We start from the raw sequence: 24,679 nt of genomic DNA, 5'->3' as shown, positions 1-24,679 counted from the left end.
TTGAGTCCTTGAGTGATGGACGACACACATAGCTTCCAGCGTCGACACAGATGCGCAAACGCAAAGACCGGCCATCGGGCCGGTCTTTGCGAGCAACTCACCGTTGCTTGATAGCCTACGCAGACAACTCCAACAACAACTTGTTCAACCGCCGCACATACCCAGCCGGATCCTTCAGGCTATCGCCGGCCGCCAATGCCGCCTGATCGAACAACACCCTGCTCAGGTCACCGAAGCGATCCATATCCTGCTCCGCATCGAGTTTCTCGATCAGCGGGTGGGTCGGGTTGAATTCGAACACCGGCTTGCTTTCCGGCACGGCCTGGCCGCTGGCTTCCAACAGCTGGCGCATCTGCAGGCCCAGATCGCCCTGGCCGATGGCCAAAATTGCCGGGGAATCGGTCAGGCGGTGCGAGACGCGCACTTCGGCCACGTCGTCGCCGAGGGCGGCCTTGATGCGCGAGGCCAGGCCTTCCTTGGACTTGGCGAGGTCTTCCTGCGCTTTCTTGTCTTCTTCCGAATCCAGCTTGCCCAGGTCCAGGTCGCCGCGGGCCACGTCCACGAACGACTTGCCGTCGAATTCGGTGAGGTAGCTCATCAGCCATTCGTCGATGCGGTCGGTGAGCAGCAGCACTTCGATGCCCTTCTTGCGGAACACCTCAAGATGCGGGCTGTCCTTGATCTGCGCGTAGCTCTCGCCGGTAAGGTAGTACAGCTTGTCCTGGCCCTCGGCCAACCGACCGACGTAGTCCGCCAGACCTACGCTTTGCGCGCCAGTAGTGTCGTGCGTGGACGAGAAGCGCAGCAGGCCGGCAATCTTTTCGCGGTTGGCATAGTCCTCGGCCGGGCCTTCCTTCAGCGCCTGGCCGAAGTTGCGCCAGAACGTGGCGTAGTCGTCCGGCTTGTCCTTGGCCAGCTTCTCCAGCATGTCCAGCGAGCGCTTGGTCAGCGCGGACTTCATCGAGTCCACCACCGGGCCGGACTGCAGGATTTCGCGCGAGACGTTGAGCGAGAGGTCCGATGAATCCACCACGCCCTTGATGAAACGCAGGTACAGCGGTAGGAACTGCTCGGCCTGGTCCATGATGAAAACGCGCTGCACGTACAGCTTCAGGCCCTTGGCCGAATCGCGGTGGTACAGGTCGAACGGGGCGCGGCCGGGCACGAACAGCAGCGAGGTGTATTCGAGCTTGCCTTCGACCTTGTTGTGGCTCCACGCCAGCGGGTTGCCGGCGTCATGGGCGATGTGCTTGTAGAACTCCTGGTACTCCTCGTCCTTGATGTCGGACTTGGGGCGCGTCCACAGCGCGCTGGCGCGGTTGACCACTTCCCACTCCGGCTCGGCCGGCTTGTCGGCTTCTTCGCCGTAATGCTCCTTGCGCATCTCGATCGGCAGGCCGATATGGTCGGAATACTTCTTGAGGATGTTGCGCAGGGTCCAGCCGTCGGCAAAGGAATCTTCGCCTTCCTTCAGGTGCAGCACGATGCGGGTGCCGCGCTCGGGCTTGTCGATGCTGGCGATTTCGAATTCGCCTTCGCCGCGCGAGGACCAGTGCACGGCTTCGTTGGCGGGCAGGCCGGCGCGGCGCGAGTACACGTCCACCTGGTCGGCCACGATGAAGGCGCTGTAGAAGCCCACGCCGAACTGGCCGATCAGGTTGGCGTCCTTCTTCTGGTCGCCGCTCAGGTGCTTGAGGAAATCGGCGGTGCCGGATTTGGCGATGGTGCCCAGGTGCGACACCGCGTCCTCGCGGCTCATGCCGATGCCGTTGTCGTCGATGGTGACGGTGCGCGCGTCCTTGTCGTAGTCGACGCGGATACGCAGCTCGCCGCCGCCTTCCAGCAGCTCGGGCTTCACCAGCGCCTCGAACCGCAGCTTGTCGGCGGCGTCGGCGGCGTTGGACACCAGCTCGCGCAGGAAGATTTCCTTGTTCGAATACAGCGAATGGATCATCAGCTGCAGCAACTGCTTGACTTCGGTCTGGAAGCCCAGCGTCTGCTTGTCGGTCTCAACGGTCATTGGGGTCGTGCTCCATGGTGGTCCTGGCCGCACTGCGGCCGATGGCCTGGGGGATGCGGCCATGGACGGATTTTTTCAAGGCGGGGGCGCGAATGTGTCGTGCAGCCGTGCCGGGGTGGGTAGGGCGGGGCCGGCGGCGACGGCGGTATCATGGGCACCCCTTGCCGCGCTCCGAGCCATGCCACCACGCGTTCCTGTCCTCGTCGATCTCCGCCGGCCCGTCAACGGCAGGCCGCGATGAGCCGCCCGGCACGGCCGGCGCCGCGTGGCGCGGAGGGGCAGGTACGCATCGTGGGCGGGCGCTGGCGCAATACGCGGCTGGCGGTGCCCGACGCGCCCGGCCTGCGCCCAAGCAGCGACCGCGTCCGCGAGACGGTGTTCAACTGGCTGATGCCGCGCCTGCCCGGTGCGCGCGTGCTGGACCTGTTCGCCGGCTCCGGCGCGCTGGGCCTGGAGTCGGTCTCGCGCGGCGCGGCGCATGCCACCCTGATCGAGCGCGACCCCGGGCTGGCGCAGCGCCTGCGCGAGCACGTGGCCAGGCTGGGCGCGGCCGGGCAGGTGCAGGTGCTGCAGGAGGACGCGCTGCGCTGGCTGGAACGCGCGCCTGCGGCCGCGGCCGATATCGTATTCGTCGACCCGCCGTTCGCGGACGGCCTGTGGGCCGGCGTGCTCGAACGCCTGCCCGCGCATCTGGCCGCCGAGGCCTGGCTCTACCTGGAAGCGCCGGCCGATGCGGTGCCCCAGCTGCCGGCCGGCTGGTACCTGCACCGCGAGGGCGGCACCCGGCAGGTGCGCTATGCGCTGTATCGCCGGGCCGCTGCTACACTGAACAGCGATCCGACCCCGGTAGTTTCCGTATGAGCGTGGCCAATAGCCGCACCGCCGTCTATCCCGGTACCTTCGACCCGATCACCAACGGCCATATCGACCTGGTGAACCGTGCCGCGCCGCTGTTCGAGCGCGTGGTGGTGGGCGTGGCGTACAGCCCGTCCAAAGGCCCGGCACTGCCGCTGGAAAAGCGCGTGGCGCTGGCGCAGGAAGCCCTGGCGGCGCACACCAATGTGGAAGTGCGCGGCTTCGACACGCTGCTGGCGCACTTCGTGCGCGACATGAACGCCGGGGTGCTGCTGCGCGGCCTGCGCGCGGTGTCCGACTTCGAATACGAATTCCAGATGGCCAGCATGAACCGCCATCTGATCCCGGAGGTGGAAACCCTGTTCCTCACCCCGGCCGAGCAATACAGCTTCATTTCGTCGTCGCTGGTGCGCGAGATCGCGCGGCTGGGCGGCGATGTCTCCGGCTTCGTTCCGGCCTCGGTGGTCGAGGCGCTGCGCCAGGTGCGCGCATCCCGCGCCCAGGCCTGATCCGATCTTTCGTTACATCACCACACGCAGTTCAAAGGGAGGAGTTTCATGAAACACACCATGCGCGCTCTGGCGCTCGCTTCGATCGCCGCGCTGGCAGTCACCGCCTGCAAGAAGGAAGAGCCGGCTCCGACCGCCGCCGCGGCCCCCGCGCCGCTGAAGGCGCCGGCCAAGGACGACAACGCCGGCTGGAAGAAGTACCTGCAGGAAGTGGTCGGCCAGAACCTGGGCGCCACCACCAACAGCCCGTTCCTGTACTACTTGCCGCCGGAGTCCGATGCCGAATTCGCCGGCAGCTACGAGCGTCAGCTGGAAAGCGTCAAGACCGCGCTGGCCCGTGGCGTGCAGCCAGGCAACATGCTGGCCTTCGGTTCCTCGGCCTCCACCAAGATGGCCGACCTGATCGAGGCCGCGTTCAAGGACGTGCAGCCGGATTCGATGAAGGGTGTGCGCGTGCTGTTCATTGGCGATGCCGCCGAGAATGCGCGCGTGCAGACCATCGTCCAGCCCAAGGGCGCGGAATACACCTTCGTTGAAGCCAAGTAATGCAGCACCAGGCCGGATGCGCGGGAGGGCGCAGCCGGCCGCCATGTGCGGAGCCAGCAGCATGCTGACTCCGCACATCGCCGGAGCCGGTTGTGTCGGGCCGGTGTCCGACAGCGCCCACGGCGCTGTCCATTCGCTGATCGTCCGCGCCGTGTGCGCCTGCCTGCAGCAGTACGTTGCGTTTCAGCGCCTGCAGTTGAATTGCGCTGCCTCGCATCGCATGGTGGTGCCGATATGTCGCTGAAAATCAACGAGCTCTGCGTCAACTGCGATGTCTGCGAGCCGGCCTGCCCGAATCAGGCGATCTCGATGGGCGAAACCATCTACGTGATCGACCCGGCGCGTTGCACCGAGTGCGTGGGCCATTTCGACGAAGCGCAATGCGTGGTGGTGTGCCCGGTCGAATGCATCGACCCGGACCCGGACATCCCGGAAACCCACGAGCAATTGCTGGCCAAGCTCATGCAGCTGCAGCGCGATCATCCCGAACTGTACGAACAGGAGCCTCCCGCCCCGTGAGCACCTTCTTCCGACATTTTTCGACACGTGGCCTGCTGTTGCTGGCGTTCGTGCTGGCACCGCCCGCCTGGTCCGCCGACGGCACCATGCCTGCCGCCGGTGCGCGCGCGGCGGTCGCTGCGCATCCGCCCGGCGCCGCCGTGGCCAGCGGCCATGCGCTGGCCACCGATGCCGGGCTGCAGATCCTGCGCGAGGGCGGCAACGCCTTCGATGCGGCGATTGCGGTGTCGTCCACGCTGGCGGTGGTCGAGCCGATCAGCTCCGGTCTGGGCGGCGGCGGGTTCTTCCTGCTGCACGACGCCAAGACCGGCAAGGACGTGATGCTGGATGCGCGCGAATACGCGCCCGAATCGGCTACGCCGGAGAAATTCCTCGACAAGCAGGGCGAGCTGGACCGCGACCGCTCGGTCAACGGCCCGTGGTCGGCCGGCATTCCCGGCCTGCCGGCTGCGCTGGTGGAGCTGGCGGCCAAGCATGGCCGGCTGCCGCTCAGGCAATCGCTGGCACCGTCGATCCGCATCGCCACCGAGGGCTTCCCGGTGTACGCGCGCATGGCCAAGGGCTACGCCTCGCGGCGCGAGGTGATGGAGCGCTATCCCGGCACGCGGCAGGTGTACTTGCGCGGCGGAAAACCCATCGCCGAAGGCGATCTCTTCAAGCAGCCCGAGCTGGCGCACACCTTGACGCTGCTTGGCGACAAGGGCTTCGATGGGTTCTACAAGGGCGAAACCGCCAGGAAGCTGATCGCCGGCGTCAAGCAGGCCGGCGGCCACTGGACCGCCGCAGAACTGGCCGGTTACTCGGTGAAGGAGCGCACGCCGATCCAGTTCGATTATCGCGGCTGGACCATCACCACCGCGCCGCCGCCGTCCTCCGGCGGCATTGCGCTGGCGGCGATGCTGCAGATTCTGGAGGGCTGGGACCTGAACAAGCTCGATGACGTGCACCGCACGCATCTGGTGGTGGAATCGATGCGACGCGCCTACCGCGACCGTACCTTCTTCCTGGGCGACCCGGATTTTGTCGATGTGCCGCAGCGCGTGCTGACCAGCAAGGATTACGCGCAAGGCCTGCGTGCCACCATCAATCCGGACAAGGCCACGCCCAGCGACCTGCTCTCGGGTAACCCCACGCCGCTGGAAGACGAGGAGACCACGCACTTTTCCATCATCGATGGCGAAGGCAACCGCGTCGGCGCCACCCAGACGGTGAACCTGCTGTACGGCTCGGGGCTGATTCCCAAGGGCACCGGCGTGCTGCTCAACGACGAGATGGACGACTTCGCGCTCAAGCCGGGCACGCCCAATGCCTTTGGCGTGATGGGCTACGACGCCAACGCACCCAAGCCGGGCAAGCGCATGCTCAGCTCGATGACACCGACCTTCATGGAGTCGGCCGACAAGGCGATCGTGCTGGGCACGCCGGGCGGCAGCCGCATCATCACCATGGTGCTGCTGGGCATCCTGGGCTATGACGCCGGCCTGGATGCGCAGGCGGTCAGCGCATTGCCGCGCTACCACCACCAGTGGTTGCCGGACGTCATCGACGCCGAAAGCAACGCGTTCTCGCCGCAGACCGCCAAGGGTCTGGAGGCGATGGGGCACGCGCTGAAACAGCCTGGCGATACCGCCGAAGGCGGGCGCGGTTCCAGCCACGTGTGGGGCAACCTGCAGACGGTGGAGTGGGACAAGCGCAGCAATGTGCTCAGTGGCGGCAGCGACCCGCGTAATCCGGTGGGCAAGGCGCAGGTGCAGTTGGATCCCGATACTGGCGTCGACTCGACCAGCTCTCGATGATTCGAAGACAGGTGGCAGGGCCAGTGCCTGCCGCCTGTCTGCGCGCGTGTCCTCCCGCAGTTGATCCAGGATCAGTTCAATAGCCCGTAGAAGTGGCCATCCTTGGCCTCATAGACGGTGTAGGTCTCGTAGTCGGGGTCGTCCTTCTTGCTGTTCACGGCGGCGTCGACCAAGCGAACGACGAGCTTGCCTTCCAGCACGTAGACGTCCGGATTCGTATTGCCTCCGAGGAATGGCTTCCAGCGCGGCATTCCACGTTGTTTGGCTTGGTGCTGGTCGGGGTCCAGGGTGCTGGGTGGAATGGGTTTCTTGTTGCTGTCGATGAAGTTCATCGGATGTTCTCCTGGGGATGAAGTGGCGATGCGCCTGTCGTGAGAGCGGTGTATGCAGCGCTAGGACGCCAAACCAAGTTAGCTGGCAGTCGAAGGCGGGGATTGGCGTAAACGAGGTAAACCCCGGGCGTTTCGACGGGAGTCGAATCCTGCTTTCGTGCAAGCGCAGCGTTCGCACAGCGAGGCAATCCAATCCGGTCTAATCGCCCAAAGAATGCGACACGGCCATCATTCGACTGTCATTCTCGAATCATTCCAGTGGTCCCAACGGCGCGACGGCAGCCACGTCGCGAGTACCGGGCTTGTGGCGGCGCTGTGGTGCGGCCACCATTGGCACATGAAAAATCCTGTCCTCATCTCGACTGCCGTGGTTCTGCTGTTTTCCTTGGGTGTCCTCGCTGCTGAGTCCGGCGCCCCTCGTTCCGGTGGCCTGATCCACGTCAACCAGCTCGGCTATCTGCCGGGCTCGGCCAAGCTGGCGGTGGTCGGGCTGCCGCAGGATGCGGCACCAGGCGCGGACCGGTTCACGCTGGAAGATGCGCAGGGCCGCCAGGTACTGCAGGGCACGCTGCAACCGGCAGCGCTCTGGGCGCCGGCTGGGCAGCAGGCGCGGGTGGCGGATTTCTCCAGCGTGCGTGCACCGGGAACCTACCGGTTGAAGATCGATGGGATGCCGGCGTCCGATACGTTTGCGATCGATGCGGGCGCCTACCAGCCGGTAGTCGATGCCTCGCTCAAGGCGTTCTATTTCAACCGCGCCAGCACTGCGTTGCCGGCGCAGTTCGCCGGGCGTTATGCGCGCGCGGCCGGGCATCCGGACACCGATGTGCGCATCCATCCAACGGCGGCGTCTGCCACGCGTCCGGCCGACAGCGTGATCAGCGCGCCCAAGGGCTGGTACGACGCCGGCGACTACAACAAGTACATCGTCAATTCCGGCATCAGTACCTACACCTTGCTGGCGGCCTACGAGCACTACCCGGCGCTGTTCAAGGCGCAGGCGTTGACCATCCCCAACGACGCGCCCGGCGTGCCCGGCATCCTGCAGGAAACCTGGTGGAACCTGGAATGGATGCTGGCCATGCAGGACCCGTCCGATGGTGGCGTGTACCACAAGCTCACCGACAAGCAGTTCGATGGGTTGGTGATGCCGGAGCAGGCCAGGCAGCAACGCTACGTGGTGATGAAGGCCACTGCGGCCACGCTGGACTTTGCCGCGGTGATGGCCGCGGCCAGCCGGGTGTATGCACCCTTCGACAAACAGTATCCGGGCATGTCGGCACGCATGTTGAAGGCATCACGGGCGGCGTGGGCCTGGGCGCAACAGCATCCGGACGTCATCTATCGCCAACCCGACGATGTGCGCACCGGCGGTTACGACGATGCACAGGTGGCCGATGAGTTCGCCTGGGCCGCGGCAGAGCTGTATGTCACCACCGGCGAAGATGGGTTCTACGACGCCATGCTGGCGCGCAATGTGCCGGCCAGCGTGCCGGGCTGGAGCAGTGTGGGCGGGCTGGCCTGGATGTCGCTGGCTGCGCATCGCGACACGCTGACGCCGCATGCGGACCGTGCACGCATCACCCAGGAGGTCATTGGTCTTGCACAGCGCCTGGCCGACCAGTGGCAGGCATCGCCGTGGCGGTTGGCGATGACCGAGGCCGATTTCGTCTGGGGCAGCAATGCGGTCGTCCTCAATCAGGCGATGATGCTGTTGCAGGGCTATCGCGTGACGCAGCAGCGCCGTTACCTGGATGCGGCGCAGTCGCAGCTGGACTACATCCTGGGCCGCAATCCGTTGGGGCTGTCGTTCGTCACCGGGGTGGGGCAGCGCACACCGATGCATATCCACCACCGCCCCTCGGAGGCCGATGGCATCGATGCGCCGGTGCCCGGCTGGTTGGCGGGCGGCCCGCAGCCGGGCCAGCAGGATGCCAAGGACTGCAAGGTGGCATATCCCTCCAAATTGCCGGCGTTGTCGTACCTGGACGATACCTGCAGCTACGCGACCAACGAGGTGGCGATCAACTGGAACGCGCCGTTGGTGTATGTCAGTGCGGCGATCCAGGATTTGACCCGCTGAGGCGGGCTTCAGCGCGTTTTCCTTCTCGCGGCGGGACATTGTCCTCCTTCATGGGGGAGAAGGTGGCGCGAAGCGCCGGATGAGGGTGCGGCGTCGGCAAGAATACTGGCACGCCGTACCCTCACCCCAACCCCTCTCCCGCAGGAGAGGGGCTAAGGCCGCTGTAGCTCACGCTATGCTGGTGATGCTGGCAACACAGGAAACACGGACGCGCTGCAGCTGTTCCTTCTCCCACCGGGACATTGTCCTCCTTCATGGGGGAGAAGGTGGCGCGGAGCGCCGGATGAGGGTGCGGCGTCGGCAAGAATACTGGCAGGCCGTACCCTCACCCCAACCCCTCTCCCGCGGGAGAGGGGCTTAAGCCGCCACCCCAACCCAGCTGCGCCCCCCGGCCCGCGCTTGCCGGGCGGGCGCGCCGAGGCGTGCACGCCAATGACTCGCAAGCGCTGCCTTTTCGCCCCGGAAAGAGAAGGGCGAGAAGCCGCCACAGCTCACTCCACCCGCGTGCCGAAGATGCGGTCGCCTGCATCGCCCAGGCCGGGCAGGATGTAGCCCTTGTCGTTGAGATGGCCGTCGATGGCGGCGGTGTAGACCTCCACGTCCGGGTGCACCGCTTCCAGCGCCTTCAGGCCTTCAGGCGCGGCGACCAGGAAGATGCCCTTGATGCGGCGCGCGCCGGCGCGCTTGAGCATGTCGATGGTGGCGATCAGGGTGCCGCCGGTGGCCAGCATCGGGTCCAGGATCAAGGCGTCGCGTTCTTCCAGGCGGCCGGTGAGGCGCTCGAAGTAGGGCACTGGTTGCAGGGTTTCTTCATCGCGCTGCAGGCCTACCACGCTGACGCGGGCAGCCGGGATCAGCGCCAGCACGCCGGGCAGCATGCCAAGACCGGCGCGCAGGATCGGCACCAGGGTGATCTTGGCGCCGGCGATGCGCTGCACGTTCACCGGGCCGGCCCAGCCCTGTTGTACATGCGTTTCGGTGTCCAGGTTCGCCGTGGCCTCGTAGGCCAGCAAGGTGCCCAGCTCGGTGACCAATTCGCGAAAGCCCTTGGTGCTCAAGGCGGCATCGCGCAGCAGGCCGATCTTGTGCTGGACGAGAGGGTGGCGGACTTCGACGATCTTCATGGGCAGCGACAACGCGGGAGAGGCGCACAGTGTGCCGTAGCGACACCTCGCGCTGCCACACATGACATGTGATCGCACCCGCACATGTCATGTCGGTGAAACGTCGCAGACATAGTGTGCACACCCATTCTTAACCGATTGGGGACGCACTCGTGGTGAACAAGACTCCGCTCTGCCTGGCGATCACGCTGACGCTGGCCACTGCCGGCTGGAGCCAGCAGGCACATGCGGCAGAGGCGGCTGCCCCGTCCGGCGCTGCCAGCAGCGCAGCGGCCATCGATCTGGAGCGCCTGGAAGTGCGCCCGCAGCTGGAAGCGCAGGAGCGCGCCGTGGATCTGAAACGCGGCTCCGATGCCATCCAGGATGCGGTCGCCTCCGATGCGATGGGCCGCTACCCCGACAAGAATGTTGCAGAATCGTTGCAGCGCCTGCCCGGCGTCAGCGTCACCCGCGATCAGGGCGAGGGGCGCTTCGTGGTGATCCGCGGCCTGGATTCCTCGCTCAACAGCGTCACCATCGACGGCATGAACATGGGCACGCCCGAAGACGGCACGCGCTCCACGCCGCTGGACGTGATTCCCTCCGACTCCACCGAGCGGTTGAAGGTGGTGAAGTCGCCGACCCCGGACATGCCGGGCGATTCGATCGGCGGCGCGATCCAGGTGGAATCCACCTCTGCATTCGACCGCGACGGGCGCACCCTGCGCGGTTCGATCGAAGGCAGCCACCAGTCGCTGTCCGGCAAGACCAGCCCCAAGGGCGCGTTCAACTACAGCGACATCTTCGGCGGCACGGTTGGCGTGGCGGTGGGGGTGAACTACCAGGACCGCGAGTTCGAGTCGGACAATACCGAAGTGGCCTACGACGCCTTCGATGGCGGCGCCGAGGACGATCTGTTCGCAGGGCAGGTACAGCGCCGCAAATACTTCATCGAGCGTACCCGCATGGGTGCCAACCTCAATCTGGACTGGCGCCCGGATGCGGACAACCGCTACTACCTGCGCTCGCTGTACAGCCGATTCGACGATGCCGAAACGCGCCAGCGCACCATCTTCGGCCTGAGCGATGGTCAGGTCAGCGCCAACGGCGATGGCACCTATGACGTGGCCGACCTGCCAGCCGACGCGATCTCCAAGCGGGTGCGCTACCGCACCAAGAAGGAAGACAACACCGCGATCAGTTTTGGCGGCGAGAACCGCCTGAGCAGTGCCACCATCGATTACAAGGTGGGCTACACCAAGACCACCGAGCGCGTGAACGACGAGAAGGAGGCCTACTTCGACTACGACGGCGACGACCTGGCAGCCACGGTGGATCAGCGCAGGGGCATTCCGCGCCTGGGGTTCTCCGATAACGGCTGGCAGAGCAACCAGGACTTCGTGTTCGACCGCTTCGTGGTGGCGCCCAAGCAGGTGGACGACAGCGAGCACAGCGCGCAGATCAACGTGCGCTTCGATGGCGAGCATTCCAGCCTGAAGATGGGCGTGCTCGGCCGCTGGCGCGAGCGCGATGTCGACGTGGACGAAAGCGAGCTGCGGCGTGGCCCGGCCATCGACCTGAGCGGCTGGACCACCGCCGCACCGGAGCACCGTGGCGGCACGCTGGGCGAGAGCATCAGCTCCGCCGCCATGCGCCGTTACTGGAACACCTCGGGCAATCTGTACAGCGCACGCCCGCAGGATGTGGGCGGCAATCTGCAGACCTCGCTGCAAGACGATTACAAAGCCACGGAAGATGTCTTCGCGACCTATGCGATGGGCACCTGGGATATCGGCGCGCTGCGCATGATTGCCGGCGTGCGCGTGGAAAACACCCAGTTCAACGCCACCGGCAACCAGGTGGACGTGGCCGAAGACGGCCGTACCGCCACGGTGACCCCGCGCGAGGCGTCCAGCAGTTACACCAATGTGCTGCCCGGCCTGCACCTGCGCTACGACAGTGGCAACGACTGGGTGCTGCGCTTTGCAGCGAACAAGACGCTGTCGCGCCCGTCGTTCGGCGATGTGTCGCCGCGCGTCAGCATCAACCGTGGCGATGAGGTGGTGAGCATCGGCAACCCCGATCTCGATCCGTACCGCTCCACCAACCTGGACCTGTCGTTCGAGAAATACATCGGCAGCACCGGCCTGATCTCGCTGGGCGTGTTCCACAAGTCGATCGACGACTACATCGTGCAGACCATCAGCACCACCGATGCCGAATTCCCGGGTCTGCAGGTCACCCGCTCGATCAACGGCGACACCGCCAAGGTGCGCGGTGCCGAATTCAACTGGCAGCAGACGCTGGATTTCCTGCCCGAAGGCTGGAACGGCTTGCTGGTCGGCGCCAGCGCCACGGCGCTGGACAGCGACTTCGACCCGGGCCTGGGCAATCGCGCCGGCGACGACTTCATGCTGCCGCGCTCGTCCAAGCGCATCTACAGCGGCCACCTGGGCTATGAGAAATACGGTTTCAGTGCGCGCGTGGCGGCGGTGTACCGCAGCGAGTACCTGGACACCATCGGCCAGAGCCGCGCTTACGATATCTATGTCGCCCCGCACACCCAGATGGACTTCAGCATGAGTTACCAGTTCAACCGCCACATCAGCCTGTACCTGGAGGCGCAGAACCTGCTGGATGAGCCATTGGAGCTGTACCAGGGCGTGCCTTCGCGCACGCTGCAGAACGAGGAATACGGCCGCACCTATGCGCTGGGCCTGAAGGTGGCGCTGTGATGGGCGCGCACGTGATGCGATACACCTCGCTGCTGGCCGCTGCGTTGGCATTGACCAGTTGCGCCAGCAACCGCGTCGATCGCGAGGCCGACGAAGCACTGCTGCAGGACCCGCTGCTCAGCGAGGCGAAGGTGGCGCATGAAATCGTGCCGGAAGCCTTCGTCACCGCGCTGACGCCGGCGGACAACCTGGATTCGCCGGCCAGCTGGGCCGCGCCCGATGGCAGCCGCTGGGTGATCGCCACCGCCAAGGCCACGCACGCGCTGGTGGTGTTCGATGGCGACAGCGGCAAGCGCCTGCGGGTGGTCGGCGGCAAGGGCAAGGCACTGGGCAAGCTGGATCGCCCCAACGGGATTTCGGTGGTCGATGACCTGCTGTTCGTGGTGGAGCGCGACAACCGCCGCGTGCAGGTGTTCTCGCTGCCGGAGTTCAAGCCGCTGACCGCGTTCGGCCAGGACGACTTGCGCGAACCGTATGGCCTGTGGGTGCGCAAGCATGCTGGCGGCTACGAGGTGGTGGTCAGCGACAACTACATGTCGCCGGCCAACAAGGACCAGCCGCCGCCGCTGGCCGAGCTGGGCCAGCGCTTCCGTCGTTATCAGTTGGATGCGGCAGGGCAGGGCTGGCAGGCGCGGCTGACGCAGAGCTTTGGCGACACCACCGAAGCAGGTGCGGTGCGCATCGCCGAGTCGGTCTTCGGCGACGAGGCCAATGCGCGGCTGCTGATCGCCGAAGAAGATGTAGCGGTGGGCACGCAGTTGCGCGAGTACGGCATGGACGGGCGCTACCGCGGGCGCGACGTCGGCACCGGGCTGTTCAAGGCGCAGGCCGAGGGCTTGACCCTGCTGCAGTGCGCCGATGGCAGCGGCTACTGGATCGCCACCGACCAGTTCAAGGACCGCAGCGTGTTCCAGGTGTTCGATCGCAAGACACTGATGCATGTGGGCGCCTTCGCTGGCCGCGTCACCGCCAATACCGATGGCGTGTGGCTGGACCAGCGCGGCGATGCGCGCTTCCCCGGCGGCGTGTTCTATGCGCTGCACGACGACCAGGCCGTGGCCGCGTTCGACTGGCGCGACATCGCACGCACCCTGCGCTTGAAGGAGTGCGCGCAGTGACCGCCGTCCGCACCGCGCTGTACGCGGCACTCTGCGCATGTGCACTGGCCGCTGCCCCGGCACTGGCCGCCGAGCGCACCGCCGAACCCAATACCCAGGTGCCGGCCGGTTCCACCCACTATGTGGCCGATGGCTTCCCGGACCGGATCGTCGCCACGCCCGCACAGGACGCGGCCACCGGTTTTGCGGTGGCCTGGCGCACCGATACCAGCGTCGATCAGCCGTGGCTGGAGCTGGTGATCGCCGGCGATTCGCCCGATGTTGGTACGCCGCGGCGCATCCGCGCCAGCACCGCCACGCTGAGCAGCGAAAACGGCAGCTCGCATCACCATCGTGCCGATATCGACGGCTTGCAGCCCGACACCGTGTACGCCTACCGCGTGCAGGGGCACGACACCTGGGGCGCATGGAATCACTTTCGCACCGCCGCCACGGCGCAGGCACCGCTGACGCTGCTGTATTTCGGCGACACCCAGAACAAGAATCTGAGCCTGGTCTCGCGGGTGATCCGCCAGGCCTGGCGCTCGGCGCCGGATGCGCGTCTTGCGCTGTTTGCGGGCGATCTGGTCAGCGGCAAGGACGGCCAGGACGACAACGAATGGGCGGAGTGGTTCGAAGCCGGGCGCTGGCTGCTGGAAGGCACCGCAGTGGCGCCGGCACCGGGCAATCACGAGTATCACGAAGAAGGCGAAGACACCCCGCAGGCCACCCGCACGCTGGGCAGCCATTGGCCGGTGACGTTCGCACTGCCACGCAACGGGCCGTCGGCCACCGCGCGCACCAGTTATTGGTTCGACTACCAGGGCGTGCGCATCGCCGTGCTGGACGGCACCTCGGCGCTGGACCTGGGCACCGGCCCGGCGCAGGCGCAATGGCTGGACAAGGTGCTGGCCGACAATCCGCACCCGTGGTCGATCGTGCTGATCCACCAGCCATTCTTTTCGCCGCGCGCCGACCGCGAGAACGAAAAGCTGGTGGAGCAGGTGTTGCCGGTGATCCGTCGCCATAAGGTGGATCTGGTGCTGCAAGGGCACGACCACACCTATGGTCGGCGCGGCGACCAGGCCGGGCAGGCCACGCCGGTGTTCGTGGTGTCGGTCGCCGGGCCCAAGCAATACCGGCTCTCGGACATGGCCCGCGAGACCATGCGCCCGGTGGGCGAAGACACCCAGCTGTATCAGGTATTGCGCATCGACGACCAGCACCTGGGCTACGAATCGCGTACCGCCACCGGCCGCCTGTACGACGCCTTCGAACTGCGGCGCGATGCCACTGGCACCAAGCGACTGATCGAACACGAACAGGGGCGCATCGCGCCGCGCGATTGTCCGCGCAATGCCACGCTCAAGGGGCGTGCGGATCGCTGTTGGGAGTGATGCCTGATGTCACGGCGAAGGCACGGCGATGACAGGCGCCGTGCAATGTGTGCCACATGTGCCAACTTCTGCCATGCATCGTTTTTGTTGATGGGGCATGGGTTCCTCATTCAAAACCGTGTGTTATGTCACATTGATGGCGAGGCTACGGTGCGTTTAGCCAGAGCCTCAAGCGGGTTGCGTGTTCGATGCGGCTGCTGCGGCTGGGGTTCTGGTGCCTCCCCGACCACTGAGCCGTATTCCCATGATTCCCCATGTGTTTCATCTGACCGCACCCACCAAACAGCTGTTGTGGGAAGAGCGCAGGGTGTGTGCCCGACTGCAACGTCTGCTGCCCGACTGGACCTGTTACGTCTGGGACGATGCCGATAATTCCGAATTGATGCGCCGTGCGTTTCCAGAGCTTGCGCAGCGCTACGAGCAGATCCGCTTCGGCGTCATGAAGGCCGACATCGCGCGTTGCGCCTACATGCACGCGCATGGCGGCTTTTACTTCGATACCGACTACAAGCTGCTGCGCGCGCTGGGCAACGATCTGCTGATGCAGCACTGCGTCTTGCCGGTGGAAGAGGGCGCGCCAGGCACCGAGGAGTTCAAGATCGGCAATGCCGTGTTCGGTTCCGAGGCCGGCCACCCGTTCTGGCGTGCCTTCATCGAGCATATCTTCGCGCTGCATGCGCCCGAGACGCTGGAAGACCACCGGCAGATCCCGATGATCTCCGGCCCGCGCGGGCTGACGCGTTTCTACAACGCGCACCAGCAGCAGTTTGCCGGCATTGCCTTTCCACCGCGCGATGCGTTTCATCCGGACCGCACCTGGCTTGGACTGGGCCATCGCGGCGGTGCGCTCGCGGTGGGCTCGCACCTGTGCTGGGCGTCCTGGCGCGGCAAGTCGCCGCGTCGTGCGATGACCAACTACCTGCGGCGCAAGTTGAGCGCTGTACCGATCTGATCGGCGGATAGGAGGCCAGGATGCGGGTGCGGTTTGCCGAGCCTGCCGAATGTTTCGGCCGGCCGGCAGCGTGGTTGCTTGCCGGCCCGCGCCATCGACGTTGCTCGCCGGGCTGCCAAGTGCATGCCGACCAGCTGCGATTCATGCAGACCAGCTTGATCGAGCCGTTTCAGCTTCGCTTTGCTGCTTGACGTTGCAGGAGTGCGCCGCGCTCAAAGACCTTGGCGTCCTGCAGGCTGCCAACGGTAGGCAGACCATGCCCTGCGCTCGGGCCGCCTTGCTTCGGACGCGCGTCGGGCAGACGCCCCGACTGCACTTAGGCAGTCGAGACGTGAGTGACGGCTCAGGCCGCCTCGGCCTGTGCCTGGCGCGGGCCTTCCTTCAGAGCGCGTGCGATCAGGCCGACCAGCAGGTCCAGCTCGTCTTCGTCCATCGCAAAGTGCGGGGTGAAGCGCAGCGAATTTTCGCCGCCGTGGATCACATTGACGCCACGCTTGCGCAGCCACTCCTCGGTGGAGCCGGCGCCGTAGCATTTGAACTGCGGGGCCAGCTCGCAGGAGAACAGCAAGCCGGTGCCCTGCACCTTGGTGATCGGCCCGCCCAGTTCCGCGCGCAGCGCTTCCAGCTTGGCGATCGCCTGCGCGCCGCGCACGCGGATGTTGTTGCGCACCTCCGGGGTGAACAACGCCAGGGTGGCGCAGGCCACATCGAGCGCGCGCGGGTTGGTGGTCATGGTGTTGCCGTAGGTGCCCTTGCGGTACACCTGCGCGGCATGCTCGGTGACGGCCAGTACCGACAGCGGATATTGCGCCGCGTTGAGCGCCTTGGAATAGGTCTCCAGGTCCGGTGGGTCCAGCTGTTCGAAGCCGGGGTAGTCCACGACCGACAGCACGCCATGCGCGCGCAACCCGGCCTGGATGGAGTCCACCAGCAACAGGCTGCCATGGGTGCGGGTCAGCGCCCGCGCGGCGGCATAGAACTCGGCCGGCAGTGCACGGCCAGGGTCGCCTTCGCCCATCACCGGCTCCAGGAAGACCGCCTCGATGAACCAGTGATTGCGTGCGGCCTCGTCGAAGGCGCGCTGCAGGGCGGCCACATCGTACGGGGCAATCGCAATGACCGAATCCTCGTCGCGATAGCTGGCCAGGTACTTGGTGTAGGTCTTGCGGCTGGAATCGGAATACAGCCCGGGGCGGTCGGTACGGCCGTGGAAGCTGCCCTTGACCACCAGCCGCTTGATGCTGGCGCCGGCATGGCGTGCACCCGGGTCGGTATGCAGCTTGGCGTTGGTATCGACGATACGCGCGGCCAGGCCCACGGCCTCGGACCCGGAGTTGAGGCACATGAAGCGTGCGAACGGGCAGCCGCCACGGGTATGGCCGATCTCGGCGCGCAGGGCGCGGTCGAGCCGTCGCTGCGCCAGGCTGGGCGTCATCACATTGGCCATCACCTGCGGGCGCGCCATGGCCTCCAGCACCGGCGCCGGCGTGTGGCCGAAGCCCAGCATGCCGTAGCCGCCGGCGTCGTACAGCACCGCGCCCTTGAGCGTGACCACCCACGGCCCGCGCGCGGCCAGTGCCACGTAGGGCGTGACCGCATCGTCGGCGTAGAAGTTGATGAAACCGTCCTGCACGGCAGCGATCTGCGCCTGTTCGTCCAGGTCGAGCAGGTCGCCAGCCTCGTCACGCACCTGGGCGTACTCGGCAGCGGCAGCGGCGATGGCCTGTGCCAGCTCCGGGTGGCTGCCGGCCAGGCGCGTGATGGCGGCATCGTCCAGGCCATCGGTCAGGCGGCGGCCGGCATGGGCACGCAGCGGGGCGAGCGGGGCAAGGACAGACATGGCGCATCTCCAGCAAGGTGGCGGTGTCTCTCTATTATCGGCAGGAGATCGGCAGTTGGCAGCGTGAATTCCGACGAGATGTGCGCTATTTTCGTCGATTCGCCGAAACGCCTGGACAAAAGTGAAAGTCACCCCTTCCGACGAGCGCCTGTTGTCGCTGCTGCGCGAGGACGCCCGCGCCTCCACCGCACAGATCGCGCGCCGGCTCGGCCTCTCACGCACCACCGTGCAGAGCCGCATCGAAAAACTCGAGCGCGACGGCGTGATCAGCGGCTACACCGTGCGCACCCACGACGCCTACGACCAGGGCCGCATCCGCGCGCATATCCTGATCACCGTCCTGCCGAAGAAGATGCCGGCGGTGGTCAAGGCGCTGCGCGACATTCCCGAGGTACGCCTGCTGCATTCGGTCAGCGGCGCCTACGACCTGATCGCCCTGGGCGTGGTGGGCGGCGTCAACGAGATGGACGTGCTCACCGACGCCATCGGCGCCATCGACGGCGTGGAGCGCACGACCAGTTCGATCATTTTGTCCACCAAGTTCGAGCGGTGAATCGGGAATCGGGAGCTAGCAAAGCCCCTCTCCCCCTGGGAGAGGGGTTGGGGTGAGGGTACGGGGCGAAGCCCACGTGTGCTCGAACGCCAATAGTGCTTCGCCCGCACCCTCATCCGGCGCTGCGCGCCACCTTCTCCCGATGGGAGAAGGATGTCCTCAGCATGTCCCGCTAAACTAGTGCCCCCAAACCGCTGTACCGCCCCGCCTTGAAGAAGTCCGATTTCCATTACAACCTGCCCGACGAACTGATCGCCCAGGCGCCGCTGGCCGAGCGGGCGGCCAGCCGGCTGCTGGTGGTGCCGCCGGAGCCGGCGGCCTTCAGCGACCGCCAGGTGCGCGATCTGCCGGAGCTGCTGCAGCCCGGTGACCTGCTGATCTTCAACGACACCCGGGTCATTCCGGCGCGGTTGTTCGGACAGAAGGCCAGTGGCGGGCGGGTGGAAATCCTGATCGAGCGGCTGCTGGGCGAACGCGAGGCGCGGGTGCAGATCGGCGCCAGCAAGTCGCCCAAGGCCGGCAGCCTGATCGCGCTGGATGCCGGCGGCCAGGCCGAGGTGCTAGGCCGCGATGGCGAGTTCTACCTGCTGCGGTTCGACATTCCGGCGCCGTTGCAGCAGTGGTTGCCCGAGGCCGGTCGCCTGCCGCTGCCGCCGTATATCCGCCGCGAGCCGGGGGTGGAGGATCGCGAGCGCTACCAGACCGTGTTCGCCCGTGAAGTCGGCGCGGTCGCCGCGCCCACCGCCGGCCTGCATTTCGACCAGGCCCTGCTGGCGCGCCTGCGCGAGCGCGGGGTGGAGTTCGGGCACGTTACCCTGCATGTGGGCGCCGGCACCTTCCAGCCGGTGCGCGTGGACAGGCTGGACCAGCACGTGATGCACACCGAATGGCTCAACGTGGGCGCGGCACTGGTGGAGCAGGTGCGCCGCACCCGTGCGCGCGGCGGCCGCGTGATCGCGGTGGGCACCACGGTCGTACGCTCGCTGGAAAGCGCCTGGCGCACCACCGACGCCGCGCCCGAGGGCGAACTGCAGCCGTTCGCCGGCGAAACCCAGATCTTCATCCTGCCCGGCTACCGCATCCGCAGCGTCGACGCGATGGTCACCAACTTCCACCTGCCCGAAAGTACCTTGCTGATGATGGTCTCGGCCTTCGCCGGCCGCGAGCGCATCTTCGCCGCCTACGCCCACGCCATTGCCCAGCGCTATCGCTTCTTTTCGTACGGCGATGCGATGTTGTTGTGGGGCAGGGAATCGGGAATCGGGAATGGAGAATCGTAAGGCGGTATCCGCCAAACGATCAGCCACCTGCCAACCGCTTTTCCGATTCTCCATTCCCGATTCCCCATTCCCGGCCCCTCAATGTCCCGACTCCAGTTCCAGCTCCAGACCACCGATGGCCACGCCCGCCGTGGCCGCCTGACCTTTCCGCGCGGGACGGTGGAGACGCCGGCGTTCATGCCGGTGGGTACTTATGGCTCGGTCAAGGGCATCCTGCCGGAGCAGATCCGCGCGCTGGGGGCGGAGATCATCCTGGGCAATACCTTCCACCTGTACCTGCGTCCGGGTCTGGATGTCATCGGCGACCACGGCGGGTTGCACGGGTTTGCGCGCTGGGACGGGCCGATCCTCACCGATTCCGGTGGGTTCCAGGTGTTTTCGCTGGCGCACCGCCGCAAGATCACCGAGCAGGGCGTGACCTTTTCCTCGCCCACCGATGGCGCGCGGGTGTTCCTGGGGCCGGAAGAGAGCATGCAGATCCAGAAGGTGCTCGATTCGGACATCGTGATGATCTTCGACGAGTGCACGCCGTACCCGGCCACCGAGGAGGTGGCGCGGCGCTCGATGGAGCTGAGCCTGCGCTGGGCGCAGCGCTCGCGCGATGCGCACGACGGGCTGGGCAACGATGCAGCGCTGTTCGGCATCGTGCAGGGCGGGGTGCATCCGGACCTGCGCACCCGCTCGCTGGAGGGCCTGCAAGGTATCGGCTTCGACGGCTACGCCATCGGCGGGCTGGCCGTGGGCGAGCCCGAGCACGAGCGCAATGCGATGCTGGAACACCTGCATCCGCGGCTACCGGCCGACCGCCCGCGTTACCTGATGGGCGTGGGCCGGCCGGAAGACCTGGTCGAAGGCGTGGCGCGCGGGGTGGACATGTTCGACTGCGTCATGCCCACCCGTAACGCGCGCAATGGCCACTACTTCACCTCGTTCGGCACCGTGCGCATCCGCAACGCCAAGTACGAACGCGACCTGGATACCATCGAGCCCGGCTGCGGTTGCCATGCCTGCAGCAGCGGCTATACACGCTCGTATCTGCGCCACCTGGACCGCTGTAACGAAATGCTGGCGCCGATGCTGGGCACCCTGCACAACCTCTGGTACTACGAAAAACTGATGGCCGACATGCGCGCGGCGATCGCGGCGGGAACCTTTGTGCAGTTCCGGCGGTCTTTCTATGCGGCACGCGGCGCCACCACGCCGCCGTTGCCGGGGGAAACCAGCTGAGCCCTGCCGTCCGTGCCCCTGGCGCGGACGGGGTGGAACCCGCATGGCATAATTCCCGGCTGTTCCGCCTTGGCGGTACCTGAATAGCGAGCGTGCCCGTGGGCGCGCTGGCACCAAACTAGGATGCACTGAATGAATTTGCTCGATTTCCTGATCCCCGCTGCCCAGGCACAGGCTGCCGGCGGCGCAGCGGCACCCGGCTCGGTGGGCGGCCTGTCCACCTTCGCGCTGCCCATCATCCTGATTGCGGTCATGTACTTCCTGATGATCCGCCCGCAGATGAAGCGTCAGAAGGAGCACAAGGCACTGCTTGACAAGCTGGCCCGTGGCGATGAAGTCATCACCTCTGGCGGCGTGGCGGGCGTGATCACCGATATCGGCGACAACTTCATCACCGTGGAAGTGGCCGACAACGTCCGTATCCGCGTGCAGCGCAGCGCCGTGGGTCATGTGCTGCCCAAGGGCACGCTGAAGTCGGCCAGCTGAGCATCGCGCCCGGCACTGCGCGCACCGCCCGGCTGGCGTGGCCGGCGCTCGAAAACGGCAGGAACCACTCGTACACTCCGTGATTGCTGCGCCACCGACGCTTGACCGGCCGGTTGCCCGCACCGTTGTTCGCTTCGCAAGATCCGCAACATCACTGCTGCGCGCACCGTCAGGCGGGCGCAGTCGGTGCAAGGAGCCGCATCGCACATTGTGTGCGGTGGTTCCGCGTACTGCTCGCATCCACCGGATGGCCGCTGGCGACCTCGTGTCGGTCGCCTGAAGTCGTTCTCACTGCTAGGCGCGGCGCCGGGATGGTGCCGCGCGGGACTGTCGCAATGCTCGAATTTCCTCGCTGGAAGTACTTCCTGATCCTGCTGGTACTGGCCGTCAGCGCGCTGTATGCGCTGCCCAACGTCTACCAGAAGGACCCGTCCGTGCAGATCACCGCCAGCCGCGGTGCGCAGCTCGACGACGCATTGCGCAGCCGCATCGACGGCGAGCTCAAGAGCGCCGGCATCACGCCCAAGGCGATCACCAAGGAGGGCGACAGCCTGATGGTGCGCTTGCCCTCGCTGCAGGCGCAGACCCGCGCCAACGACGTGCTGCGTCAGCAGCTGGGCGAGAACTACACGGTGGCGCTGAACCTGGCCTCCACCGTGCCGGACTGGCTGGCCAAGCTGGGCGGCCGGCCGATGGTGCTGGGTCTGGACCTGGTCGGCGGCGTGCACTTCGCCATGCAGGTCGATCAGAAGGCCGCGCTGGAAAAGCGGCTGGACGGCTTTGCCGAAGATATCCGCACCACCTTGCGCGACGCCCGCATCGCCTACCGTTCGGTGGAGCGCCGCGGCGACAACAGCATCCAGGTCAGCCTGGGCGAGGGCGCCGATGCCGATGCCGCGCGTGTGGCGCTGGCCAAGGCGCAGCCGACCCTGACCTACGACGTCAGCGGCCAGAACATCGCGGTCAAGGTGCCCGAGGCCGAGCTCAAGCAGATCGCCAGTGGCGCGATCGAGCAGAACCTCACCACCTTGCGCAATCGCGTCAATGCACTGGGCGTGGCCGAGCCGACCATCCAGCGCCAGGGCGAGGACCGCATCGTGGTCGAACTGCCGGGCGTGCAGGACACCGCCGAAGCCAAGCGCCTGATCGGTGCCACCGCCTCGCTGGAATTCCGCGCCGTGGTCGAAGGCAACGCTGAAGATGCCGTGCGCAGCGGCACCATTCCGCCGGAGGCCAAGGTCTACCGCGTGCGCGATACCGGCGCGCCGGTGCTGCTCAACAAGCGCGCACTGGTGACCGGCGACCAGATGGTCAGCGCGTCGGTCAGCACCGACCAGAACGGCATGCCCGCGGTTGCGGTGACGCTCAATAACGTCGCCGGCCAGCGCATGTTCGACTACACCAGCGCCAATGTCGGCAAGCTGATGTCGGTGGTCTATATCGAGCGCATTCCCACCGTGACCATGGTCGACGGCAAGGAAGTGCGCAGCGTGCGGGTCAAGGAAGAAGCCCTGTCGCCGACCCGCATCGCCGGCGTGTTCGGCAAGAATTTCCAGACCACCGGCCTGGAGAAGACCGAGGCCGAGAACCTGGCCAAGCTGCTGAAGTCCGGCTCGCTGGCCGCGCCGATGGACTTCGTCGAGGAATACGTGATCGGCCCGAGCCTGGGCGCGGAGAACGTGCAGCGCGGTGTGACCGCGGTGATCTACTCGTTCCTGTTCACGCTGGTGTTCTTCACCATCTACTACCGCGTGTTCGGTGCGATCACCTCGGTGGCGCTGCTGTTCAACCTGCTGATCGTGGTGGCAGTGATGTCGCTGTTCGGCGCCACCATGACGCTGCCGGGCTTTGCCGGCCTTGCCCTGTCGGTGGGTCTGTCGGTGGACGCCAACGTGCTGATCAACGAGCGTATCCGCGAAGAGCTGCGGCTGGGCGTGCCGGCCAAGTCGGCGATCGCGGCCGGTTACGAAAAGGCCGGCGGCACCATCCTCGATGCCAACCTCACCGGCCTGATCGTGGCAGTGGCCTTGTATGCCTTCGGCACCGGCCCGCTGCGCGGCTTTGCGCTGACCATGATGATCGGTATTTTCGCCTCGATGTTCACCGCGATCACCGTGTCGCGTGCGCTGGCGGTGCTGATCTACGGCAGCCGCAAGAAGCTGAAGACCGTCGCCATCTGATGCGAGTCCCTCGCAAGAGCCCGCACGAAGAAGTGCGAGTCCCTCGCAACAGCCCGCATATAGTGCGAGTCCCTCGCAAGAGCCCGCACATCCATGTGCGGACTTTTTAGGAAGATCTTCCAATGAAAATTTTTCCGCTTCACCTGATTCCCAACGACACCAAGATCGATTTCATGCGCCTGCGCAAGCCGGTGCTGGTGTTGATGCTGGTGATCGCTGTCGCCTCGATCGGCGTCATCGTCGGCAGAGGTTTCAATTACGCGCTGGAGTTCACCGGCGGTACGCTGGTGCAGACCTCGTTCCAGAAGACCGTGGACGTGGACAAGGTGCGTGAGCAGCTGGCCAAGGCCGGGTTTGAAAACGCCCAGGTCCAGAACGCACGTGGCGGCAACGAAGTCATGATCCGCCTGCAGCCGCACGGCCAGCACAACAACCGCGACGACGCCGCGCGCACCGTGGCCGAGGATGTGCGCAAGGCGGTGACCAGCGACGAGAATCCGGCTACTGTGCAGCCTGGCGAATTCGTCGGCCCGCAGGTGGGCAAGGACCTGGCCCTGAACGGCGTCTACGCCACGGTATTCATGCTGGTGGGCTTTTTGATCTACATCGCCTTCCGCTTCGAATGGAAGTTCGCGGTGGTTGCCAGCCTGACCGCGCTGTTCGACCTGCTGGTGACGGTGGCCTACGTGTCGCTGACCGGCCGCGAGTTCGACCTGACCGTGCTGGCGGGCCTGCTGTCGGTAATGGGCTTTGCGATCAACGACATCATCGTGGTGTTCGACCGTGTGCGCGAAAACTTCCGCGCGCTGCGCGTGGAGCCGCTGGAGGTGCTCAACCGTTCGATCAACCAGACGCTGTCGCGCACGGTGATCACCGCGGTGATGTTCTTCCTGTCGGCGATGGCGTTGTACATCTACGGCGGCGAGTCGATGGAAGGCCTGGCCGAGACCCACATGATCGGAGCGGTGATCGTGGTGATCTCCTCGGTGATCGTTGCCGTGCCGATGCTGAGCATCGGGCCGTTTGCGGTAACCAAGCAGGATCTGCTGCCCAAGGCCAAGGACGTGGAGGCGCTGGCGCGTCGTCCTTGATCGGTTGGCAGAAGGTGTGACGAAAGAACCGCGCATTGCGCGGTTTTTTCGTTTCTGGCGGTGGACGTCGTGAGTGTG

20 protein-coding genes and 1 pseudogene are annotated in these 24,679 nt (G+C 66.0%); 17 read left to right on the top strand and 4 right to left on the bottom strand.

The window, feature by feature from the left end:
- Window positions 1-115: 115 nt before the first annotated feature.
- The gene (htpG, locus tag HG421_RS10275) at window positions 116-2,020 is read right to left on the bottom strand and encodes a molecular chaperone HtpG (RefSeq protein ID WP_169706300.1); all 1,905 of its coding nucleotides are present in this window, start codon (window positions 2,018-2,020) and stop codon (window positions 116-118) included.
- Between the two features lie 237 nt (window positions 2,021-2,257).
- Here htpG and rsmD point away from each other — a divergent pair, with 237 nt between their 5' ends.
- The 6 genes from rsmD to ggt all read left to right on the top strand — a co-directional run bounded on the left by rsmD (window position 2,258) and on the right by ggt (window position 6,245).
- The gene (gene rsmD / locus HG421_RS10270) at window positions 2,258-2,881 is read left to right on the top strand and encodes a 16S rRNA (guanine(966)-N(2))-methyltransferase RsmD (RefSeq protein ID WP_169706299.1); all 624 of its coding nucleotides are present in this window, start codon (window positions 2,258-2,260) and stop codon (window positions 2,879-2,881) included.
- On the top strand, window positions 2,878-3,384 hold the full coding sequence (coaD, locus tag HG421_RS10265) for a pantetheine-phosphate adenylyltransferase (protein WP_104602741.1): 507 nt from the start codon (window positions 2,878-2,880) through the stop codon (window positions 3,382-3,384). Before rsmD ends, coaD begins: the two co-directional genes overlap by 4 nt.
- A gap of 48 nt (window positions 3,385-3,432) precedes the next feature.
- Window positions 3,433-3,930, top strand: coding sequence for a hypothetical protein (locus tag HG421_RS10260; protein WP_029220243.1), 498 nt, complete (start codon window positions 3,433-3,435; stop codon window positions 3,928-3,930).
- A gap of 61 nt (window positions 3,931-3,991) precedes the next feature.
- Complete coding sequence (locus HG421_RS10255; protein WP_169706298.1) at window positions 3,992-4,174, top strand: hypothetical protein; 183 nt, start codon at window positions 3,992-3,994, stop codon at window positions 4,172-4,174.
- Window positions 4,165-4,449, top strand: coding sequence for a YfhL family 4Fe-4S dicluster ferredoxin (locus HG421_RS10250; protein WP_169706297.1), 285 nt, complete (start codon window positions 4,165-4,167; stop codon window positions 4,447-4,449). Before HG421_RS10255 ends, HG421_RS10250 begins: the two co-directional genes overlap by 10 nt.
- Window positions 4,446-6,245, top strand: coding sequence for a gamma-glutamyltransferase (ggt, locus tag HG421_RS10245; protein ID WP_169706296.1), 1,800 nt, complete (start codon window positions 4,446-4,448; stop codon window positions 6,243-6,245). Before HG421_RS10250 ends, ggt begins: the two co-directional genes overlap by 4 nt.
- A gap of 71 nt (window positions 6,246-6,316) precedes the next feature.
- Here ggt and HG421_RS10240 read toward each other — a convergent pair whose 3' ends face one another.
- A complete protein-coding gene (locus tag HG421_RS10240) occupies window positions 6,317-6,577 on the bottom strand; it encodes a hypothetical protein (protein ID WP_168968110.1) in 261 nt (86 codons plus the stop codon).
- 430 nt (window positions 6,578-7,007) lie between these two features.
- Between HG421_RS10240 and HG421_RS10235 the strand changes: the two are divergent.
- Window positions 7,008-8,660, top strand: a pseudogene (locus HG421_RS10235) (glycoside hydrolase family 9 protein); the annotation flags it as partial.
- A gap of 491 nt (window positions 8,661-9,151) precedes the next feature.
- On the opposite strand, the gene upp reads toward HG421_RS10235, so the two are convergent.
- On the bottom strand, window positions 9,152-9,784 hold the full coding sequence (gene upp, locus HG421_RS10230) for a uracil phosphoribosyltransferase (RefSeq protein WP_169706295.1): 633 nt from the start codon (window positions 9,782-9,784) through the stop codon (window positions 9,152-9,154).
- A 152-nt stretch (window positions 9,785-9,936) separates the two neighbouring features.
- On the opposite strand from upp, the gene HG421_RS10225 reads away from it, so the two are divergent.
- From HG421_RS10225 to HG421_RS10210, 4 genes are all read left to right on the top strand, one after another.
- Window positions 9,937-12,498: a TonB-dependent receptor gene (locus HG421_RS10225; protein WP_169706294.1), complete on the top strand. Its 2,562-nt coding sequence runs from the start codon at window positions 9,937-9,939 to the stop codon at window positions 12,496-12,498.
- Window positions 12,498-13,616 (top strand): phytase, encoded by a 1,119-nt coding sequence (locus tag HG421_RS10220; protein ID WP_169706293.1) that lies wholly within the window; start codon window positions 12,498-12,500, stop codon window positions 13,614-13,616. Before HG421_RS10225 ends, HG421_RS10220 begins: the two co-directional genes overlap by 1 nt.
- Window positions 13,613-14,992 carry a purple acid phosphatase family protein gene (locus tag HG421_RS10215; protein WP_169706292.1) on the top strand — a complete coding sequence of 460 codons (1,380 nt, stop codon included), beginning with the start codon at window positions 13,613-13,615 and terminating at the stop codon, window positions 14,990-14,992. The genes HG421_RS10220 and HG421_RS10215 overlap by 4 nt, the downstream gene beginning before the upstream one ends.
- Window positions 14,993-15,236: 244 nt before the next feature.
- Entirely contained in the window at window positions 15,237-15,944 is a 708-nt protein-coding gene (locus HG421_RS10210) for a glycosyltransferase family 32 protein (protein WP_169706291.1), read from the top strand.
- 343 nt (window positions 15,945-16,287) lie between these two features.
- Here the strand turns inward: HG421_RS10210 and HG421_RS10205 are convergent, their stop codons facing one another.
- Window positions 16,288-17,784 carry an aminotransferase class III-fold pyridoxal phosphate-dependent enzyme gene (locus tag HG421_RS10205; RefSeq protein ID WP_169706290.1) on the bottom strand — a complete coding sequence of 499 codons (1,497 nt, stop codon included), beginning with the start codon at window positions 17,782-17,784 and terminating at the stop codon, window positions 16,288-16,290.
- A 121-nt stretch (window positions 17,785-17,905) separates the two neighbouring features.
- Here HG421_RS10205 and HG421_RS10200 point away from each other — a divergent pair, with 121 nt between their 5' ends.
- The 6 genes from HG421_RS10200 (at window position 17,906) to secF (ending at window position 24,601) form a co-directional block, all read left to right on the top strand.
- Complete coding sequence (locus HG421_RS10200) at window positions 17,906-18,337, top strand: Lrp/AsnC family transcriptional regulator (RefSeq protein WP_104602732.1); 432 nt, start codon at window positions 17,906-17,908, stop codon at window positions 18,335-18,337.
- Window positions 18,338-18,546: 209 nt separating this feature from the next.
- On the top strand, window positions 18,547-19,617 hold the full coding sequence (gene queA, locus HG421_RS10195) for a tRNA preQ1(34) S-adenosylmethionine ribosyltransferase-isomerase QueA (RefSeq protein WP_169706289.1): 1,071 nt from the start codon (window positions 18,547-18,549) through the stop codon (window positions 19,615-19,617).
- Window positions 19,618-19,698: 81 nt separating this feature from the next.
- Window positions 19,699-20,844, top strand: a complete 1,146-nt coding sequence (gene tgt / locus HG421_RS10190; RefSeq protein WP_169706288.1) for a tRNA guanosine(34) transglycosylase Tgt — start codon at window positions 19,699-19,701, stop codon at window positions 20,842-20,844.
- Between the two features lie 132 nt (window positions 20,845-20,976).
- A complete protein-coding gene (gene yajC / locus HG421_RS10185; RefSeq protein ID WP_169706287.1) occupies window positions 20,977-21,330 on the top strand; it encodes a preprotein translocase subunit YajC in 354 nt (117 codons plus the stop codon).
- A gap of 335 nt (window positions 21,331-21,665) precedes the next feature.
- Complete coding sequence (gene secD / locus HG421_RS10180; protein WP_169706286.1) at window positions 21,666-23,510, top strand: protein translocase subunit SecD; 1,845 nt, start codon at window positions 21,666-21,668, stop codon at window positions 23,508-23,510.
- A 122-nt stretch (window positions 23,511-23,632) separates the two neighbouring features.
- On the top strand, window positions 23,633-24,601 hold the full coding sequence (gene secF / locus HG421_RS10175; RefSeq protein ID WP_169706285.1) for a protein translocase subunit SecF: 969 nt from the start codon (window positions 23,633-23,635) through the stop codon (window positions 24,599-24,601).
- Window positions 24,602-24,679: the final 78 nt, after the last annotated feature.

The organism is Xanthomonas campestris pv. badrii, from assembly GCF_012848175.1.
In the GTDB taxonomy this organism is placed as follows: Bacteria; Pseudomonadota; Gammaproteobacteria; order Xanthomonadales; family Xanthomonadaceae; genus Xanthomonas; species Xanthomonas campestris_C.
The sequence above is the reverse complement of the archived record's forward strand: the minus strand, read 5'-3'. Positions and strand labels throughout refer to the sequence as shown.